This window comes from Methylomonas sp. 2BW1-5-20 (assembly GCF_052474515.1).
This window is the reverse complement of the sequence record NZ_CP184127.1, coordinates 4,097,267-4,116,839: the sequence shown is the minus strand read 5'-3', so window position 1 is coordinate 4,116,839 and position 19,573 is coordinate 4,097,267. Positions and strand designations below refer to the sequence as shown.

General features: G+C 54.2%; 17 protein-coding genes. 1 reads left to right on the top strand and 16 read right to left on the bottom strand.

All coding sequences use genetic code 11. The annotated features are described in order from the left end of the window. Positions 1–60: 60 nt before the first annotated feature. From ACH50O_RS18965 to ACH50O_RS18940, 6 genes are all read right to left on the bottom strand, one after another. Positions 61–1,419: an alginate export family protein gene (locus tag ACH50O_RS18965; protein WP_446809308.1), complete on the bottom strand. Its 1,359-nt coding sequence runs from the start codon at positions 1,417–1,419 to the stop codon at positions 61–63. 44 nt (positions 1,420–1,463) lie between these two features. Next, a complete protein-coding gene (locus tag ACH50O_RS18960) occupies positions 1,464–3,341 on the bottom strand; it encodes an amidohydrolase (RefSeq protein ID WP_446809307.1) in 1,878 nt (625 codons plus the stop codon). 42 nt (positions 3,342–3,383) lie between these two features. Continuing rightward, positions 3,384–4,049, bottom strand: coding sequence for a hydrolase (locus ACH50O_RS18955; protein ID WP_446809306.1), 666 nt, complete (start codon positions 4,047–4,049; stop codon positions 3,384–3,386). A gap of 250 nt (positions 4,050–4,299) precedes the next feature. Next, entirely contained in the window at positions 4,300–5,124 is an 825-nt protein-coding gene (locus ACH50O_RS18950; RefSeq protein ID WP_446809305.1) for a helix-turn-helix transcriptional regulator, read from the bottom strand. A gap of 110 nt (positions 5,125–5,234) precedes the next feature. After that, positions 5,235–5,813 carry an antibiotic biosynthesis monooxygenase gene (locus tag ACH50O_RS18945; RefSeq protein ID WP_446809304.1) on the bottom strand — a complete coding sequence of 193 codons (579 nt, stop codon included), beginning with the start codon at positions 5,811–5,813 and terminating at the stop codon, positions 5,235–5,237. 6 nt (positions 5,814–5,819) lie between these two features. Then, on the bottom strand, positions 5,820–6,539 hold the full coding sequence (locus ACH50O_RS18940; protein ID WP_446809303.1) for a pirin family protein: 720 nt from the start codon (positions 6,537–6,539) through the stop codon (positions 5,820–5,822). Positions 6,540–6,704: 165 nt separating this feature from the next. Here ACH50O_RS18940 and ACH50O_RS18935 point away from each other — a divergent pair, with 165 nt between their 5' ends. Beyond that, positions 6,705–7,595 (top strand): LysR family transcriptional regulator, encoded by an 891-nt coding sequence (locus ACH50O_RS18935; RefSeq protein ID WP_446809302.1) that lies wholly within the window; start codon positions 6,705–6,707, stop codon positions 7,593–7,595. A 66-nt stretch (positions 7,596–7,661) separates the two neighbouring features. Here ACH50O_RS18935 and ACH50O_RS18930 read toward each other — a convergent pair whose 3' ends face one another. The 10 genes from ACH50O_RS18930 to ACH50O_RS18885 form a co-directional block, all read right to left on the bottom strand. Continuing rightward, positions 7,662–8,840: a hypothetical protein gene (locus ACH50O_RS18930; RefSeq protein ID WP_446809301.1), complete on the bottom strand. Its 1,179-nt coding sequence runs from the start codon at positions 8,838–8,840 to the stop codon at positions 7,662–7,664. Between the two features lie 186 nt (positions 8,841–9,026). Then, positions 9,027–9,818 (bottom strand): SDR family NAD(P)-dependent oxidoreductase, encoded by a 792-nt coding sequence (locus ACH50O_RS18925; RefSeq protein WP_446809300.1) that lies wholly within the window; start codon positions 9,816–9,818, stop codon positions 9,027–9,029. Positions 9,819–10,295: 477 nt separating this feature from the next. Further along, positions 10,296–10,523: a hypothetical protein gene (locus ACH50O_RS18920; protein WP_446809299.1), complete on the bottom strand. Its 228-nt coding sequence runs from the start codon at positions 10,521–10,523 to the stop codon at positions 10,296–10,298. A 170-nt stretch (positions 10,524–10,693) separates the two neighbouring features. Further along, a complete protein-coding gene (locus tag ACH50O_RS18915; protein WP_446809298.1) occupies positions 10,694–10,855 on the bottom strand; it encodes a hypothetical protein in 162 nt (53 codons plus the stop codon). 280 nt (positions 10,856–11,135) lie between these two features. Continuing rightward, positions 11,136–13,748 carry a fused MFS/spermidine synthase gene (locus ACH50O_RS18910; RefSeq protein WP_446809297.1) on the bottom strand — a complete coding sequence of 871 codons (2,613 nt, stop codon included), beginning with the start codon at positions 13,746–13,748 and terminating at the stop codon, positions 11,136–11,138. Positions 13,749–13,853: 105 nt separating this feature from the next. Beyond that, positions 13,854–14,477, bottom strand: a complete 624-nt coding sequence (locus ACH50O_RS18905) for a putative 2OG-Fe(II) oxygenase (protein WP_446809296.1) — start codon at positions 14,475–14,477, stop codon at positions 13,854–13,856. Between the two features lie 58 nt (positions 14,478–14,535). Next, the gene (locus ACH50O_RS18900) at positions 14,536–15,489 is read right to left on the bottom strand and encodes a HupE/UreJ family protein (protein WP_446809295.1); all 954 of its coding nucleotides are present in this window, start codon (positions 15,487–15,489) and stop codon (positions 14,536–14,538) included. Continuing rightward, positions 15,486–16,352, bottom strand: coding sequence for a peptidyl-prolyl cis-trans isomerase (locus tag ACH50O_RS18895; protein WP_446809294.1), 867 nt, complete (start codon positions 16,350–16,352; stop codon positions 15,486–15,488). The genes ACH50O_RS18900 and ACH50O_RS18895 overlap by 4 nt, the downstream gene beginning before the upstream one ends. 160 nt (positions 16,353–16,512) lie before the next feature. Then, complete coding sequence (locus ACH50O_RS18890) at positions 16,513–17,139, bottom strand: VPLPA-CTERM sorting domain-containing protein (protein WP_446809293.1); 627 nt, start codon at positions 17,137–17,139, stop codon at positions 16,513–16,515. Positions 17,140–17,182: 43 nt separating this feature from the next. Further along, positions 17,183–19,417 carry a hypothetical protein gene (locus tag ACH50O_RS18885; RefSeq protein WP_446809292.1) on the bottom strand — a complete coding sequence of 745 codons (2,235 nt, stop codon included), beginning with the start codon at positions 19,415–19,417 and terminating at the stop codon, positions 17,183–17,185. Between the last annotated feature and the right edge of the window lie 156 nt (positions 19,418–19,573).

Here is a 19,573-nt window from a genome sequence, read left to right as displayed (position 1 = left end):
CCCCGATTATGGGGCAAACTCGCCGGCAATTGCATCAATCAACTGCAACGGAACCTGTTTTTAGAATACCGCGTTGAATTGGGTACGGACGTAGTCGGTATCCCGTCCTCCCGCTTCGGTAATCACCTGTTCCGCAAAAAAATGACTGTAACTAAAGCCAAGCGAAAAATGTCTATCGATTTCCCACTCTATATTGGTGGAAAGGGCTTGGGTGACGAATCGACCGTTGGCTCCTAGCGTCTGTTCCAACGGATTAAGTCCACGCGCATAAACCGCATCGTGGTTTGACAAGCGCCAGTAAAAATTCCAATCGACAGATAGCCGGACGCTGGGCAGCGGCTGCAAGGACAGATTCGGCATCAGATTAAAAAAGTTCTGCGGTGCCAATATTGCCGCTTCCTCAAAATAAGTCAGATTGGGGTATAAGGGATTAAACGTATTCAACTGCCGGTCTTTTGCATTCCTGTCGCCACTGGCAACATTAGCGCTTAAACCCAACCGGGGGCGCCAGTCCGGGATGGCAAACGTATATCCGGTATTGGATGCCGCGGTCCAGGCATTGATAGTCAACGGTCCGAAGCTGCCGATTTGATAAATGCCTTCAAAATTCCAATCCCAGCCTGACCGCTTGCCAAACACTCGGCTGCCGAACGAATGACGGGATTCATCGGCGACTGTATTTTGATAATGCGCGTCTTTGCGCTGCAGACCTATGTAATAGATCTCGACATCGGTCGGCTTGAACGACCATTTGCTGTTCAGCCCCCAGAGTTTTTCTTGCCTATTTCCCCGGTCGTCGAAACTCGCCGGTGTTATCGCCACTTCTTCAAAGCCGAACGCATCCAGGTCCAGATAGGCGTTTTTTAGAGAAAGCCGCACGCCATCGAAAGCCCGCCGCGCATTTTGGCCTTCACGCACACTGATCAATCGGGACGAACCCAGCGCAAACTCCTGCCGGCCGACACGCGCGGTCAAAGTTTGATACTGCAAATCGATAAAACCCTGCTGCAAATCCGCGCTATCGTTATCCAAAGGCCCTTTCCGCAGCCCCAGATTACTAGACAGATAGCTGGCCAATTGCACAAAGGCCCTAACATGTTCGGTGGCATGCAGATCGGCGTGCAGCAAAAAGCGATGCAAAAACTGCTGGCCGTCGGCGTGTGTTTTCAGTCCGAACAAATCGTTGTCGTAGCTATTGAAACGTTCCCGAAAATTTCCGCCCAAGGATAAATACACGTCCTCGCGGTCGGCGATCAGCGGCAGGTATTTGAGCGATTCATAACTGCTCCGCCGAGTTTGCTTGGCAAGGTATTGGTAATTTTCCTGCCAGCGGTTGCTGTTAAAACCCCGCTCGGACTCTAGCGCGATCCCCGCTGTGCTAACCAGCGATAAGGCCAATGGAATGAGTCCGGGTTTCATTGGCAATGACCTCATTCGCGTTTTTGCATGAAGGCTAGCCGCTATTAGTAGGCAAAACAGCCGCAGCCCAGTGCCCACGGATTTTCAATCTGCGCTTGTTTTCCAGTATTATCCAGCCCCAACCAGCGCGACAGCTTGCCATCGTGGCCTGGGTGATGACCGTGAATCGCACAGGCGTGCGCTGCGCATGAAGCGGCCGGCAACGCAGAATGCGTTTGCGGTGTTTGATGACCACCGAAATAGCGCACCGGCGACCAATCGGGACTGGCCGGCGGCAACGGCGTATCGAACCGGCTGAAATCATCCGCCGCGTAAACAATCCTACCGCCTACCATGGTCAGCAGCGAGGTAATGGCTTTGATGGCCTCGTCAGGGACGGTCATGAAATCGTGCGATGTCACGATCAGGTCGGCATACATGCCTGGCGACAAAGCGCCTTTTACGGTCTCTTCCTTCGATTTATACGCGCTGCCGGCGGTCCACAGACGCAAGGCCTCCTCGCGTTCCAGGCAATTGCTTTCGCCGTAGAGCGGCAAGCCGCCGACCGTTCTGCCTGTCACCAGCCAATACAGGGAAACCCAGGGATTAAAACTGGCAACCCGCGTGGCATCGGTGCCGCCGCCTACCGGTATGCCCATTTCCAACATTTTTCGCAGCGGCGGCGTATGCTCGGCAGCCTTTTTACCGTAGCGGTCTACAAAATATTCACCTTGAAAAGCCATGCGGTGCTGTACCGCAATGCCGCCGCCCAACTGCTTGATCCGCGCCAGATTTTTTTCGCTGACGGTTTCGGCATGGTCGAAAAACCAGCGCAAATCACCGAAGCGGGTGTCGCGATCAATCGCCTCGAACACGTCCAGGGCCCGGTCTATGGTCTCGTCGTAAGTAGCATGCAGCCGGAACGGCCAGCGATTCTCCACCAAAAATCGAACCACATCGCCCAGCTCTTTTTCCATGCTGGCCGCCATGTCCGGGCGAGGTTGCAGAAAATCCTCGAAATCGGCGGCGGAAAACACCAGCATCTCGCCCGCGCCATTCTGGCGAAAATAACTGTCGCCGCTGTAAGGTTTGACAACGCCGGCCCATTTCTGAAAATCCGCCAGCTCGCCGCCCTTATTTTGGGTAAACAAGTTGTAGGCGATGCGCACGGTCATTTGTCCGTCAGCATGCAGCTTTTCGATCACCTGATAGTCTTCCGGGTAATTTTGAAAACCGCCGCCGGCATCGATACAACTGGTCACACCCAAACGATTCAACTCACGCATGAAATGCCGGGTGGAGTTGATTTGATCGTCCAGCGGCAATTTCGGTCCCTTGGCCAGGGTCGAATATAGAATCATCGCATTGGGTTCGGCAATCAGCATCCCGGTCGGATTGCCGTTGGCGTCGCGCTGAATTTTGCCGCCGGGCGGATCGGGCGTGTCTTTACCGATGCCAGCGGCGCGCAGCGCGGCGCCGTTCAATAACGCCCTATCATAAAGATGCAGGATAAACACCGGAGTATCCGGCGAAACCGCATTGATTTCCGCCAGGGTCGGCATCCGCCTTTCTTTAAATTGAAACTCGCTCCAGCCGCCAACCACCCGCACCCATTGCGGTGCCGGCGTTCTGGCCGCTTGCAACTGCAGCATCGCCAAGGCATCGGCGATGCTGCCGACACCTTCCCAGCGCAGTTCCATGTTGTAATTCAAGCCGCCGCGAATCAAATGCAGGTGCGAGTCGTTCAAGCCCGGCAGGACCCGTTTACCGTTCAAATCGATGACAACGGTATCGGCCGTTGCCAGCGTTCGGATCTGTGCATCAGACCCTAGTGCAACAACTTTTCCGCCCGCGATGGCGATGGCGCTGACTTCCGGTTGTGCGTTGTCTAGCGTGGTAATCTTGCCATTGAATAAAACAGTGTCCGGGCTAGAGATAATCATGGGCGGTGCCTCGATCTGTGAATTTAACGAACGGAATACTGCCTATTTATTGACCTGGTGCGGATATTTGGCGCGTTGCCCATAGTCGTGCACCAGGCTGGCCGCGTAGTCGATACCCATGCCGTAGGCACCGAAATGTTCGCGGGCAATATCCGTAGTGCCGACATAGGTTTCTTTACGGCTCCAATCGCGTTGCAGTTCCAAAAGCACCTGCAGCGAGGTAATCGACTCCGCCCCATGTTGTTCGGCGCGCCTGATGGCGGCATTGTGCGCTTCTACCGAAGTACCGCCCGAGGCATCGGTATTCATGATGACTTCAAAGCCTTCCGCCAGCGCACAGATGGTTGGGAAGATCAGACAAGCTTCCGTCCATAACGCGGCCATCACCAATTTTTTACGTCCGGTTTTTTTAACGGCGGCGACGAAGGCCTCGTCTTCCCAGCTATTCATGCTGGTACGTTCGATTGGATCCAGCTGCAACACATCCATCAATTCGGGCCAGATATAACCGCTGAATGATTCGGTTTCGACGGCGGTAAGAATGGTAGGAATATTGAACAACTTGGCCGTCTTGGCCATCGCAACGGCGTTGTTCTTGAGTAATTGGCGGTCGATATTGGTCACGCCAAAAGCCATTTGCGGTTGATGATCGATAAATATAAACGCACAATTATCAGGGGTAATAAGTTTTTCGGTGGCTGCACTCATTGATTGCTCCTTTAAACTAAATTGATTAAGTCAGAATTCACGGACTTGTATTTGACCAAACTCTGAGATTTGAGTATTGAACAATATTGACTTTTTTCTTAAAAAATTAACGTATAAATAAAATGGTTTAATATCTCTCCCGTAAACAAAATGCAAAGTGGAAAAGGCGGCGTCTGTAGGAAAAACGCTACAAAACCTATGACAGTTTTACCGAACAAATGACAGTAATTCGGCAGGTAAACAATCTCGATTAAGCGATTCGAAATTGGCCCGGCGTTACCCCGACCTTTTTTTTAAACACGCGGTTTAGATGGCTTTGATCGGCAAAACCGCACAGCATCGCAACATCGGTTAATGCGAATCCGGTAGAAATAAACTTTTTGGCTTGGATAATTCGATATGCTTGCAGATATTCGTGAGGCGTAATTCCCAAGCATTTTTTAAAATTTCTTAAAAGTACAAACGGATTCGATTTAGTGATTTCCGAAAGCTCGTTCAGCGAAATATTTCGATTATAAAAAGTCCGCAAATATTCAATGGATATTTTCACTTTCGAAGGCTTTAATAGTTGCGGGCAATCGTAATGATTGCCTGTCACTTGCTGCAAAAACCGATTTACGAATAAAGCCAGACAAGTCGATCGTTCCAGGGCGCATTGGCTGGTTTCTAAAACTCTATGCGTGTCGGCAAAGTAATTCCGTAAATACAGGTTATCAATGATCGGATTTTTGAAATCCAATACAAACTTGCTTAATTCGTGTTTTTCGCAAAAATCGATCAGTTGCCGAGGGCTGATTTTGATTTCTCGACAAATTGCACCATCCTTGTTTATAAAAGCCGATTTCAGGGAGAATATTTGCCCCGCATCGCGCATTACCAGACAGTTTGGCGTTTCAAGATAGTTCTGGCCATTTTGCCGGCTTTTCCAAACCGCACCGGAAAAACCGATAATGGCAATTTCATCGTGAAATATTTTTTCCAGTGAAATAGACTGCTCTGGCGTTATATCGAAGCGAGAAAAATGACATCCTTCAATCTGCCAGTTCACTATTTTGCTGGAAGTAGTTTGTCCCATAATTTATCCTCCAGTTAATAAAGGTCGTTTTAAATTCGGATTGCCGGGAATGCGATAACGATTGTCACAATCCGCTGCCGTTGACTTGCGCCCAAGATATAATCCGGACACTAACTTTTAAAAAACCATTTCGCGATTAGCCGGACATAAAGCGGCATGATCAAATACACCACCAAACCAACAATCACCAAAGCCAATACTCCCTGGCGAATGCCGAACTCCCCCAACTGAGGATATTTTATAAACACGGGTTCCATCGCCTGTGGCACATACATCGTCAACGGCCAGATCACCGACGTCGTCACCAGCCATTGTTTCCAACGCCGCGGATGATTACCCACCGCCGGCGGGGTAAACCAGTAATCGATACCGGTTTTGATATCGATCGCTTCTTCGCTGTCCAGAATCCCGTTAATTTCCTGAAGCAACTGCTGACGTTCCGGAGACCGCTGCCAGAATTCCAAGGCCTGAATACCGGCAAAGCGCACCACGATCAGATACTCGTTGTGGCCGTCCGGCGGCCGAACGACTTGTACCCCCAAATGCCCCGGAAAGCTCGCCGCAATCGGCATGATTTTGCTTAACCAATGCTCGTATTGCTGAAGGTTGCGCTTACCTTTTTTCAGCCGATGACGGATGGCGAAAAAAACTTGTTCGTTGTTGGGCGGCGTTTGGCTGATTTCGTTCATGTCGCGCTACCGGCTGGGTTTTTCATGCGGGCGTAAATCAAACACCAACACTTCGGCATTGTGACCCTGTTGTATGTCAATTTGGCCCTCGCCTCGGATGCGGGCGCCATCGCCTGCGTGAAGCACGGTGCCGTTCACTGTCAAGGTACCGCGTACCAGGTGCACGTAAGCGTAACGGTTATCGGCAAGCGTTAACCGCGCCTGTTCATCGGCATCGAAACAACCGGCGTAAACCCGCACATCCTGGTAAACCGACAAAGATCCTTCCGCACCGTCGGGCGAAATAATCAGCGCCAGCCGGCCTTGTTTTTGCGCGGGGCTAAAATGACTTTGCTGATAGCGCGGTTCGACGCCTTTGCTATTCGGCACCAGCCAAATTTGCAGAAAATGCACCAACTCGCTCCGCGAATGATTGAACTCGCTATGAGTCACACCGGTTCCGGCGGTCATTAACTGAACGTCGCCGGCTTCGATCACCGAGCCGTTATCCATCGAATCTTTGTGTGCCAACGCCCCGTCGATGACATAGGTAAAAATTTCCATATCCCGATGCGGATGTGTGCCAAAGCCTTTGCCCGGCTGTACGATATCTTCGTTGATCACCAACAAATCGGAAAATCCGCTTTGTTGCGGATCGTAGTAATTGCCAAAAGAAAAAGTGTGTCTTGAGAATAGCCAATCGAAATGAGCGCTACCTCGGCGGTGGGCGGGACGAATTTCCAGCATGATCGGACTCCTTTCAAAAATTTCGAATTTACATTCACTCAGCTTTTGTATGGAATATTAGGGTTTTAAGCGAGTGAAACTAGAATACTCCTGAATTTTTATTATATAAAACGAGTTATTTTGCTTTTAATATTCGATTTTTTCGAAAGTGATTTTGGAGTTCTAATGAAGTTATCGCTGGAAGCTATTCAAATTATCGATGCGATCGACCGCACCGGGTCGATGTCGGGCGCGGCGGAACTGCTGCATCGCGTGCCCTCCACTATTTCCTATGCCGTCGGTAAATTGGAAGAACAATTGAAGCTGAAGTTATTCGAACGCAATGGCCCCAAGCTTTCGCTAACAGCGGCCGGAAATGCCTTGTTAAACGAAGGGCGTTTGTTATTGCACGCCTTCGGCGACCTCGAATCTCGGCTATATAAAATCGCTTCCGGATATGAAGCCGAACTGACCGTGGTGTTTGATTCGCTGATACCCAGCAGGGTGTTTATTAACGATTTACATGAGTTTAATACCCTGGAATGCGGAACCCGCATTCGCTTCACCGCGGAAGTGATGAGCGGCGTATGGGAGGCTTTGCGTGAGGAACGGGCGGATATCGTCGTTGCCGTCGGCGATTGTCCGAATTGGAGCGGCTATCAAGTCAGGCAGATCGATACCGTGGATTTTGCGTTTTGCGTCGCGCCCGTCCACCCGTTGGCTGCGGCGGATCAGCCAATTAAAACCGACATGCTGCATATACATACCGTCATCGCCGTCGCCGACAGCGCCCGGTCGCTGCCGGCAAAAACAGTAGGCTTATTGTCCGGGCAAAAACGCATTACGGTGCCGAATATCGACACCAAAATCCAATTTCAACGGGCCGGTTTGGGCTTTGGCTTTTTACCGCGACGATTAATCGCCCATGACCTGGAAATCGGATCGCTGATGGAATTGCAGGTTGCAGAAGCACGTCCGTCGGAACCGGTGTGGCTGGCAATGCGCACCGCAAATAAAGGTGAAGCGGCCGGTTGGTGGTACCAAACATTAAGCCGGCCGCTGTTAAGCGACGTTTGAAACATCGGCGCATACCGTCGCCCAAGCTTAGCGTCGGCTGTGCCGGTTATCGGAGGCGCGGCAAACTCATTTGGAAATGGTAATGGTCGGCACCGACCCTTTGGGTAATTCCGACATGGTCATCTGATAAATCTGCGCCAATACTCTGAACGCCGTTTCATTCCAGGGATACGTCGGATCACGAGCCACCGAATAATACTGTTCGTCGTAATTCACGGCTAACAGCGTATCGTTCGGTTTGTCGTCCGTCACCCGGATCGCAAGCGCGGAGACCGGATTTTCGCTGACCGGCGGGGTTCTGGGATCTTTGCTCACGTCCACTTCCGGTTCCGCGGACAAAGTGCGGCCGATGAAATATAAAATATTGCTGAAACTTCGCAAACGCAACCGGCCGTGAATCGGCAACTCTCCCCCCGGATACCCCGCCCGAATATCGATTAAAACATCGTTCGGCGCAAGCGTCTGGCTTTCGTCATCCAATTGCTGCCGTTCGGTTTCCGTCAACAATGCGGGGTTGTAGTTGCTGATCACAAGCCGCGATTGCTGCAGCTTTTTCAATGTGTATTGTTCATGCGCCTGGTCGATACTAATGTCGTATTCTTTTTCCAGTGTCGAAAAATCCTTGGAAGATAATTGCTGGATGGGTAATTGCCAGCGTTTCGTCAGGATCAACGGTTCGAAAAACAGGTGATCCTGGTCCTGAATGGTGGACAAATGCAATACCATTCTCCGGAACGCCGCATAATCCTCCTGATTGCGCGGCCGGTTGTGGTACACCTCCTCAGTGCCGTTTTCGATGGTGCGGAATTCCAGCCCCGCCAGCCGCAGTAATAAATCCACATCCACATTCTGGCGCAGCAACAGCGCAAGTTTGTCTTCGCTCAACGGTGTCAGCATGCGCCGGGTAAATTCTTCACCCTGCATCGGCACAATGCTTATGGTGGGGTTTTCCGCGGCTCCCACCCCAAACAAGGGCATTAACGTAGTTCCGCTATTACCGGTCAGAGCCGGAGTCGCCCCCACATTGGCCTGAAAATTCATCGTAGCGGCAATATTGGAAATACCGGTAAACAAAATGGGTTCGTTATTACCGGCTCGGGCGATATTGAGCAGCAACTGCTCCGTCAAATCACTGGCAACCGATTCGTTGTAATTCCTGGACAGGGTACTGATCGCTAACGGCGACAGACAACCGGACAGACCAATGCTACTGAATATTCCAATAACTAATAGTGCTTTTTGCATGAAAAAAATCGGATAGTTGGACGAGTGTTTTTTAACGGCAAACCATAGCACACTACACAGTTACTCCTAAAATCGGGTGTCGGCTGAGGCCATTCAAGATGTCGCTATGGCTCCGAAATTCGGTTTGGCGGATGACTCCGCGCTTATCCGCACTACACCTTGACTCGGCCTGGTTCAATATCACCATCAAAACGCACTTTTGATCACGCCGCCATCCACCCGCAACGCGGCACCGGTAGTGGCCGAAGCCAACGGGCTGGACAGATAGCACACTAGGGCGGCGACTTCGTCGGCGGTCGCAAAGCGTTTGATCAGCGAAGTCGGGCGGACTTTTTCGAAAAATTGTTGTTCGAATTCTTCGAAAGTTTGTCCCTGCTGCGCGGCCAGTTCGTTAACGAAATCGCCGACGCCCCGAGAGCGGGTCGGGCCGGGCAGGACCGAGTTCACGGTAATACCGCTGCCGGCCACGTGCTCGGCCAATCCGCGCGCGACCGCGATTTGCGCAGCCTTGGTCATGCCGTAATGAATCATTTCCGCCGGGATTTGCACCCCGCTTTCGCTGGAAATAAAGATTACCCGGCCCCAGTCTTTCTGTTTCATTGCCGGCAAATACAAACGGGCCAGGCGTACGCCACTGAGGACATTGACCTCAAACAGACGGCGCCAGTCGTCGTCCGGAATGTCTTCGAACGCTAGTGGTTCGAAAATGCCTAGGTTGTTGATCAAAATATCTACATGAGGATGCGCGGCCACCAACTCGGCAGCCGCATCGGCCTGGGATAAATCGCCGGCAAAGCCGAACAATTCGCTGACGGCGAAAGGCTTAAGTTCGTTAATCGCGCGTTGCACCGACTCCGGCGCGCGGCCGTTGACGATGACTTGCACGCCTTCCCGCGCCAGCGCTTTAGCAATGGCGAATCCAATACCGGCCGTGCTGCCGGTCACCAGGGCAATTTTGCCGTTCAATTGCAGATCCATCGTGTCTCCTTGCCCAATCCGGGCGGTAAGCTGAGTTGCGGTTGCTTGATTCCGGTCGACCTTGCCGAGCCGGCGATCGATAAAATCTACCGGCGGGTTGGCTATAACTCAAGGTTTTGCGAGCAAACTTACACCAGAGCTAAGGCGTTGTCGATCCGCACTGCTTACACCGGGAAAGCTCTGCAATGCGGTGAGATGGTATGCATCTGCTGCCGTAAAGGCGGTTACCCGGCCGATGACTAGACAGTATTCCCGGCCGCAATTTGCTACATACCAAGACGCAGGAGTTTTTGATTTTTGACGGAGAGAACGGGGAAAACGAGATAGCTATTCGCAAGCGAGCTTTTTTACAAACTGTTCGATACCAAGCGGTTTAGCATTCAGTTTGCGGACTGGGTGCCCCAGTCGATACTGGGGGCACCCGCCATAAATTAGCCGCATAGGCTTAATTGACGCTGTTAATGTGCGATTACCAGTCTAAAAGACCAATTCCGCATCCAGCACATTTAAAACTTCCGGCCTTTGTTGCACGAATACTTCCGGCCGCTTCAAGATGCGATGCCAATTTCGCCGGGTCATCTGCTCAATCCAGTCCAACACCTCATCAAATTCGTTCTCACTCCACGATTCGATAATCGTCAGCGTGACTGGAGGAGCATGTAGAAACTCAAGCGCGCTTTTCATATTTGCGTAACGTAAATTCATGGTATTTCTCCTATGGCGTTATGCTGGGCTTTGAATGACTGTGTCGAACTTTGACCTACTGTTAATTTAACTCCGTTTATAAAGACCCCAAAAAAAGCCTCTACCGTGGAAAATGGTAGAGGCCATAGAGTTCGCGGCCAGGAGGAGCCGCCAGAGGTCGCACGAAAATCTTAAATACGGGCAGGCGTTGCCGGGTTCAAATTACTGGCCAACGATGCAGCGCCAAACAACAGTGTGGAAAGGATAAATTGACCCGACATAAAACTCAGCATGCCGGTGACAAAGAACAAGCCGGTCGTCACGTCTCTGTAAAAGCTTTTTGATGTATTCATAGGGTCCACCTTGACTGGGTTTAGTTGCTTTGTAAGTACGGCTTCACTATATACCTACGAATAATATTTACAATCAGGCATTTATTACATGATTTGTTTCTTAATATGAAACTATTTAACGGAACTTTTGCGGCACGCGCCGCAACATTGCAATAACAGGCGCTCTTACCCTACAAGCACCACTAGTTTCGACGAGACATCGGGCTCGAGCGTTTCCGATGCGAGACATGAGGAAAGCGGATTGCTTACACGACAATCTGGGACGAACAAAAAACGGGCGTCAAGATGGCGCACCGGCGATTTGGCTGAGCGCCAGCTCGGCTTCGGAGCGCCTGGGTTGTATCCTTGCCAACTCAGTCAGCAGCGAGCGGGCGGCAACCGCATCCATATCGGCAAAAGCGAGCGCCATGCGCAGCAGCGGGTCGTAAGCCGGCCGGAAATCCGGGCTGATGCGCAATACCGAAAGCAATGGTTCGCGCACCTGCGCCAACATATCCCGCACGTTCGCCGCCGGGTGCACATCCTTGCCGGCCTCAAGGTAACGATTCCTTGCCGCCCAATATGCGATCAGACGCCGCTGCCAGTCAACATCGGTCTTAGCGACGATCTCAGCCGGCTCGATGGACAGTTCATGTAGCAAGGCAATCAGCCTGTCTCTTGGCAACGATTCCGGCGCATAAGTAATACGCGGCGCACGGTAGGCAACCACCGGATGATCGTCGGTGTTGGTGGCGGCGTTGCCGGCGAAGCGCGCCAGCGCTTTCGGTCCGGCAACGAAACTGCCGAACAAGGCGAATTCGTCCTCGATCCCAAAATCGGCCGGACTCCTCGGCAACGCGGTTTGGGCCAAACGGTCATGCGTACTTTCGACATTGAAAGCAGCGTCGTCCTTTCGCCCGATCAGACCCAACACCGGCGTTTCCAGGCTGTTACTGGCGAACATGGCCGATCCGGCCGGATACGCGGCGATAAAGGATTGCACAATGCTGCGCAGGGTCCCCAGATCGAGCTGATGCAGCGGCAGCCATTGGCAAAACACACCATCGTCGGCAAGGCGTCCGCGCACAGCCTGGAAGTGCTCAACCGTATATAGTGAGCCCGACCCGCTGCGCGCCGGGTGAAAGTTATCCGAGACGATCACATCGTAATGTTGACGGCTGGACCGGACATAACGACGGGCGTCGGCTTTCATGGTATGCATACGGCTGGAAGCCTCGCCCGCAAACACACGCTGCCGGAAGTATTGCGACGCTTCAATAACCTCTGGCAACAACTCCACGGCATCGACTTGCAGGCTAGGGTCCTCTGCCGCCGAGGACGCGGTCATACCCGTGCCCAACCCCAGAAACAGCACGCGCTGCGGCGCCGGATGCAGAAGCACCGGCAACAAAGCCTGCCGCGCGTCGACCAATAGGCTCGAACTGCTGCCCTCTTGTTGCCTATTGTTGATGCGTAAGCGGGCGACGCCGTTGGCGTCTTCCACGACGCTGACGGCGGCCATCGCACCTTCCCGGTAGCTGACGATATGCCCGCCTGCGGGTACATCGACGAAAGTCAGCGGCGGCGCCCAGACGGCCAACGCCGACGCCAACCCTGCCGGCAACCAGACCATGGGTTTTAACCAGGAGGGCTTGGCGGTCAGCATCAGATAGCCGCCGGCGATCGATAACAGCACGGATTTCGCCCCCAGCAATGGCGTCAGCCACACGCCGAACAACAACGGCGCCAACGCCGCGCCCAAGGTATTAAGCCCCAGCGAACAACCGAAACTGATGCCGGAGGTACTGGCGCGGGCGCAGAGAAGGCTGAACAAAGCGCCCATCACCAGCGTCGGCAGGCCGAAGGCGGCCAGCGCCAGCGCCGCCTCCGCACCGATACCTGTCATAACGTTGGTTCCCATGCTTTCAAGCAATACGGCCTTGAAGCGTTCTGACGCCCATAGGCTGGCCGTACCGAGCAGACAGGTGGCCGCCAACGCGCAGAGCAGGCGGTCAGTTAATTTTTCCCGGTCGCCGAACCGACTCAGCCAGCGTTGGTAAGCCGCGGCGCCAAGTGCACTGCCCACTAAATACACCGCCAACAGCATGGCAAAGGTGTAAACCGTATCTTCGGATACTTGGCTGAGTACGCGTACGACAAGCACTTCGTAACCGATGCCCAGCAAACCGGTGAATGCCAGTCGCGCCTGCAAACCGCGTCCTGCGGATGAAGCGAATTGAATCGGATGCTGAATCGTCTCGATACTATGTGGCAGCGCGGCAAGTGCCACGCCGGCACACAGCAGGTTGAGCGCAATACAAATGGCTGCCGTTCGCGCCAGACCGAGCTCGGGTAGCAGCCAGAACGCGGCAGCAAGCACGCCGATTACCGCGCCGCAGGTGTTAGCGGCGTAAAGTGCCGCAATAGAGCGGCCTTCGCTATGCAGCCGGGCCGTCACCCGCTCCATCGCGGGCAGCGTCGCGCCCATTGCGGCCGTAGCCGGTAACAGCAGCACAAAAGTGCCGCAAAACGCCACGGTCCACTGCCAAACCGGGGACGGCTGTGTGCCGGTAAGATCGAGCAGCCAGCCGCTAAAGGGCGACATTAGCAGGGCTAACAATAGACTCCACAAAGCGACGACCACTTCGGCGGCCGCATACCAGCGCACCGGATGCCGGCTACGCTCGATACGCGGTCCTATCGCCAAGGCGCCCAGGCCCAGGCCGCCGAAGAATGCCGTCACCACCGCCAACACGGCGGCGGATTCATGCCCCAGCCACAGCGCGCATTGTTGGGTCCAGACAATCTGATAGCCCAGGCCGGCAAAGCCGGAGGCCGTCATCAGCAAAAGCGGGGACCAGCGGGAATTCACGTCGAGCGGAGCGGGCAACAGTTGGGATAAGTATGTAGGCAAAGACAATTCGGCAACCTTAAGTTATTTGGTTAGGCGAATTCGGCCGCAATCGGCCGGACCGCCCGGACGGTAACGTCTGAAAGAAAGGCGGGATAAGTTCGGCACTCAAGCGCCGAACTTGATGCTATAGCCCCACGAGTTCAGCTGAGTAGGTATCGCGTTCATCGCCAGCGTGATGCGCCGCTCCCCGGCATTCGGCGGCACCGCGTGCATAAGATAACTGGGAAACAGCACCAGATCGCCCGGTTCCGGCTGGGGGCTAATCCATTTCTCCGCATTAAACGGCCCGGTGATGACACCTTCGTGGTCGTTCTTGAAGGCGAAATCGGTACCGCCGGGCGACTTCATAAAAACCGTGCGCGACGAATCGTGCGTCGGCGTCAGATAAACCACGCCGGAAATAAAGCTGTTGGCATGGTTGTGCATGGCCTGATGGCCGCCGCTGTCCAGTACGTTGACCCACATCTCCTTCAACGACCAGCCCATCATTTCGCCGAACAGCAGTGCGCCGAATTCGCTTAACTTCGGCGTGATCAACGCGGCGGCTTCGACCAGCAGCGGGCTGTCGCCGGGGCTAAGCATCGCGGTGTGCGAAAGATTGGCGGACGAATTGTTGTCTCGCACCGCCAGCGTGCTGAAATGTTCGACTAAGCCTTCAACCAAGGAGCGAGGCAAGGTTGCCGGCGCCCGCATGATAGGGGTGGGGAAGATACCGATGACTTCGTTCATTCGCTTGATTGCCGTATTTGTTACAAGAAGTTGTAAAGCCGTTCCGATGAGAGCCGGGTCAGCCGAAGATCAATGCGGCGCGCTCCCAAGACCAGTAAGCGGCCACCGAACCGATACCATACAGCAGTGCCGGGCGGGCCAGTACGACCTTGGGCCAACGTAAACTCAGGCACCACAGCGCCCAAGCGCCGGTCACTGTCAGTAATTGGCCGATTTCGACGCCGACATTGAAGGTTAGCAAAGCGGGCAGCAGATGGTTTTCGGGCAGGCCGATTTCCTTTAATGCTCCAGCAAACCCCAGGCCATGGACCAAACCGAACAGAAAAGCAATCAGCGCCGGATAGCGGCGGGCCAATGTTTGTTGTTTGTGCAAAGCTTCGCCGGCAACCAGGACGATGGATAGCGCAATCGTGGCCTCCACCGGTGCAGAATGCAATGTCAACCAGCCCAAGGCACTGCAAGCCAAGGTCACGCTATGCGCCAAGGTAAAGGCGGTGATAGTCCACAACAATTGACGGTTAAAGCCGACCAGCAGCAATAGGCCGATGACGAACAGCAGGTGGTCGATGCCGGAAAGAATGTGCTCGACACCCAAAACCGTATAGGCCGAGGCAATTTCGCCCAGTCCACGCTGGTCGTCGGCGGATCCGAACAATTGCACGGTAGGCTGGCTTGCCGTCAGGGTGTAGACCCGCGATTGGCCATCGAGCCAGAAGATCTTCACCAGCGCAGCCGAAAAACGTTTGCCCACTCCATCCATGGTCAGCATACCCTTCAGGCCCGTTTCGCCGCAATGCAATAAGTTCGCTTCGGCTTGGCAGCCCTCCGGCCACGATGGCGTCAGCTCGTCGGCGACCGGACGTTTCTCGCTGGCGCCCCATTGCCAAAAATACTCGCCCTTGGCCATTTCGCGGACTTGCATCTCGGCCATGCTCATTTCATGCGCCGCAGTGACATTGCTCAGTAGCGATATAAAAACCGCCAACAGTATTTTTAAAGTTAGAGGCTTCATTGCAGTATCACGGTCTCGTGTTTGACGGTGTATTTTTTGGCCAGGGCGCGCACTGCGGCGGTGCGTTGTTCAGCCATGGCGGCATCGGTCCAATCCTGTAATACCACGCCACGCAGATTTTCGAACACGGCCGGTTTGGGCGCTGCAATAAGGTCGAGACGAATCGCTCGCCAGCCGTCACGAGTCGGCATTGCCCGCCATTCGTTGACCGGCGCTTCTTCCAACGCCTTGGCGAATTCGGCGCCGTAGCTTTGTTCGAGATTTGCGCGCGGGCGCCCCTTGAACACCCGCAAGCCGGCCTGAGCATCTCCCGGCGCGCCAGCGTTTAATGTATTGACAAAGGCGCGGACGTCGGACTCGGAGTTCTCGCCAGACAGCACGGCCTCTTGGAAATCGTAGCGGGGCGGCTCGTCGTATTTCGCGCGATGACTCTCGAACCAGTCGCGCAGCAGTTTATCGTCGTACGGCGGCAATTTAGTATTGGCGTCAATCACGCTCAAGGCTTTAAAAATCACGCGTTCGCGGATGGCGTCGTCGCCTTTGTCGAGCTGCATTGCCAAACCTTCGCGATAGAGCACCTCATTATCGAGCCAGACTTGTTGCAGCGCCGTCATTTCCTGTGGTTCTGGTTCGCGGCCGCGGTACTTCTCGAATAAGTCTCCCGCTTCGTCGTCGATTTCGGTGGTCACGACAATGGTATTTTTGTCGTCGGCTTTACCGACGATCCAATAGTCGACACCGAACAGCAAGCCTCCCAGCAACATGAAGTGCAATAGCGGTTCGCGCAACCAATTTGGCCAAGATTCGGCGCGGCGGGCAGGGGTGGAATCGTTATCGGTCGATGTTTGTAATAGTGTGGACATAGTCATATAGCATAAAAACAGTCGCCAAATTCGCGCGGCAAGGCAGGAAAATGGCAATGGGCTTCCAAAGGAAAAAACCCTAAAACAAGAAAAGAGCCGCGCGACAAAACCTCGCGGCTCCTGCCTCCTATTGGGTCATAAGACCCGTATCACCGAAGGTTCAGACCGACGCTTTCAAACCGCGGCGGCTGATCGCGCCGACCATCGCCAAACCGGAACCCAACAACCAAAACGCGGCCGGGACCGGTACCGAGCTGATGTTGTCCAGACCGACAAAATTCGCGCCAGCGCCTGCCAAGTCGAACGACTGGGCAGAGCCGTTGAACAAAAACGTGGCCTGGGTCCAAGTATCGTAAGCACCGCTGTTGTTGGCCGCCAGATCGAAGCTACCCAATAGCGTACCGGTACCGTTCAAACCGGAATAAGCCTTCACCGCGCCGGTTACAGCGACGGGGCTGGAATAGAAGAACGATAATCCGCCGGTTACGCCGGCAGCAACATTAATGAACGCCGCGTCGTGAGCATAGGCAGTACCTTGCGCGGATGGCGCGCCACTGTAATAAGTGAAGTCGGCATCGTTAGACAAACCCGATACGTTGATGAAAGACACGCCAAGGTTAGGGCCGCCAGTGTTACCGTCGGCAGCTGCGCTACCGTTGTAGTAGTCGTTGACATCGCCGTTAAGGTAATCCCAGTTCTTCTCGAAATCCACCAGGAAACCCGAGGCCGAAGCGAACGCAGGCGTGCTGGCGAACAAGGCCACTGCAAAGAGTTGTTTGAGTTTCATTTTGTTTCCTATCTATAAGTTACTTGTTGATGCGCTGTTCGCTTTACTTGACGCCGGCGACGGTAGTCGAGCCGTTGACTTGAACGTAGATCGGATTGCTGTAGAACCACAGATCCGACCAGGCCGCCACATCATACGACACTGCTTTTTGGCCGGTGATCGGACTGGTGCCCGAGGCGGTTGCCAAGTGCGAAGGGCACTTGTCGAATTCCGTTGTACCGCTGGTAGCTGTGCACGGAATACGCAGCATGGTCAGGTCGTTTGAGTTGGTGAACACGTCCGGCAATGGGTTGCCGTTGGCGTCGGTTTCATAAGGCACGGCCGCCGGCAAGTTGGTACCGCGCAGTCTCAGGTATTGCGAGGCAGTAACGGCTGGCACGCGGTAGGTCATTTTCAGGAATTGAGTCTCGTCAACCCCGGATAATATTGGCGACCATGCGGCGGAACCGCTCTCGTTGAAGGTTCTGACGATGGCAGCGGAAGTGTTTTTAGCCGCGGCGGGCACCACCGACAGATCGGCCACGCTTCCATCAGCTCTCAACCAGTTGGCGTTTCTTGGCCATTCACCCGAATAATCGGCTGCACCCGGTGTTTTGTAGCCAGTCACCAAACCGCGGATCAGGTCGATATGGTCGAGTACCGGCTGGTTCAAAGGCTGAGAAATACCGACTTGAGCGAGCGATGGGTTGGGGAAGCTGTACGGTGAGGAATTGTTGCCTTGCGGATCGCGGACAACGACTGAAACGACAATTTCCGCGCCCGGACGTACAACCAATTTTTCGCCCATGGTGGCGCAACCGGTGCTGTTAATGTCGGTATTGTTGGTTGCGGCGGCGACAGCCAGCGCTTCCACCGAGGCGTTTGAACGAGCGGCCGGACCTGGGTAAGAGGCGCAAGCGATGAAACCCAGACGGTCGATGATTTGTCCGCTGGAAGACCAGTTGTTACCGCTACGCAAACCGTCAACGATGGTTTGTGGACGCAACTTATCGCTGCCGTTGCGAACCAGCGAGTAGGTCCGTTGGTACTCGCCAGGATAAAAGTCCTGAGTCGAGCGGCGGTCATCCGGACCGAAGCTGCCGCGGTTATGCCAATCGGAACTGGCGAAGAACCACCAGTTGCGGCCTTCGCCCAACAGCGCGTCCCAAACGCCGCCTACTTGCGCGGCATAAACACCGGTACCGCCGTAAGTCGTGCCGCCGACGGAGTCGACCAAGCCGGCGGAGCCACCGAAGTTATTACGTTTTACTTGGTATTCACCGCGATTGTTTGCGGCGCCATGGCCCGGTTGACTTTCGAAGCCGAAAGCGACTGTGGGAGCGGCGTTGTTGAAGTCACGCAAGTGTTCGATGTTGAAGCCATTGCTGCCGGCAGTGTTGAATGGCCCGGCGCGTTCCAAATGCGCCGGCACGTAGTAGCTGGCGTTACCGTGATTTTGCGCCATCCATTTCAGACCTTCGACGGTTTTCAAATGGCCGGCGTTGCCGCTGTTGTTGGTCAGCTTTTGCGCGGTAGCATTCCAGTTAGGATCGGTAGCGTTCGCACTACCGGTTACCGAGCAGTTCCAGTTGTTACCTGTGCTGGTGCCGGTGACGTTGCCGCGGCTGTTATCGCCATCGTTGCGGTCGAAGCAGTATTCCCATTGCGCCAAAGCACTGGCGTCGCCAAGCGGCGCGTAGACAGGAGCGGACGGCAGGCTGGCTGTATCCAGGGCCGACGGCATTTGGCCGGAAATCACCGACATCGAAACGTGTTCGTGGCCCGGAGCGACCGTTTCAATGCCTATGAACATCGGTTGGTTTTTGTACTCCGTCAGGTATTCAATCAGCGGGTATTGGAATTCCTGGATAGACTGCCAGCGCCACATATTGCCTGTTCCGCCAACGCCGCCGCCTTGGCCCTTGATCGCAGCGGCTCCGATGCTTTGAGTCCAGGTAGTGTTCGGGCCTTGGCCGCTAACAAACGGGTAAGCCGGTGTACCCAGAGTAGCGTCCTCAACCAGCGTACAGTTACGGTTACCATTGCCGCCGTGACCGGCTTGGACGAACCAATCCAGGCCAAAAGTGCTATCGGACTTTTCCGTGGCCTTTTTGACCAGCTTCTGCATCGATATCGAACCGTCCGAGCAGGTGGTGTGGTTGTGGAAGTCGCCGGCCACGTATTGGCCCGGGGTTTTGGCGGCTGCCGTTGCGGTAGTTGGCGCAATGGCAAGCGTGGTAGTGCCGATGGCCGCCAGCACCGCGAGGGCGAGCGGGTTCTTGCTAAATCCTGTTTCCATTGTAACTGTTCTCTAGTAAGGGTTGAAAAATTCAAGGGTCGTGCCTGACCGTTGCGAGCAACTGTGAATCCGTTAACACTTTTTTACCCGAGCTTTGTTACAAGGCGTTTACAGCAATTAAAAGTACGTTGCCTATCTGCAAATTTTGGCAACGAT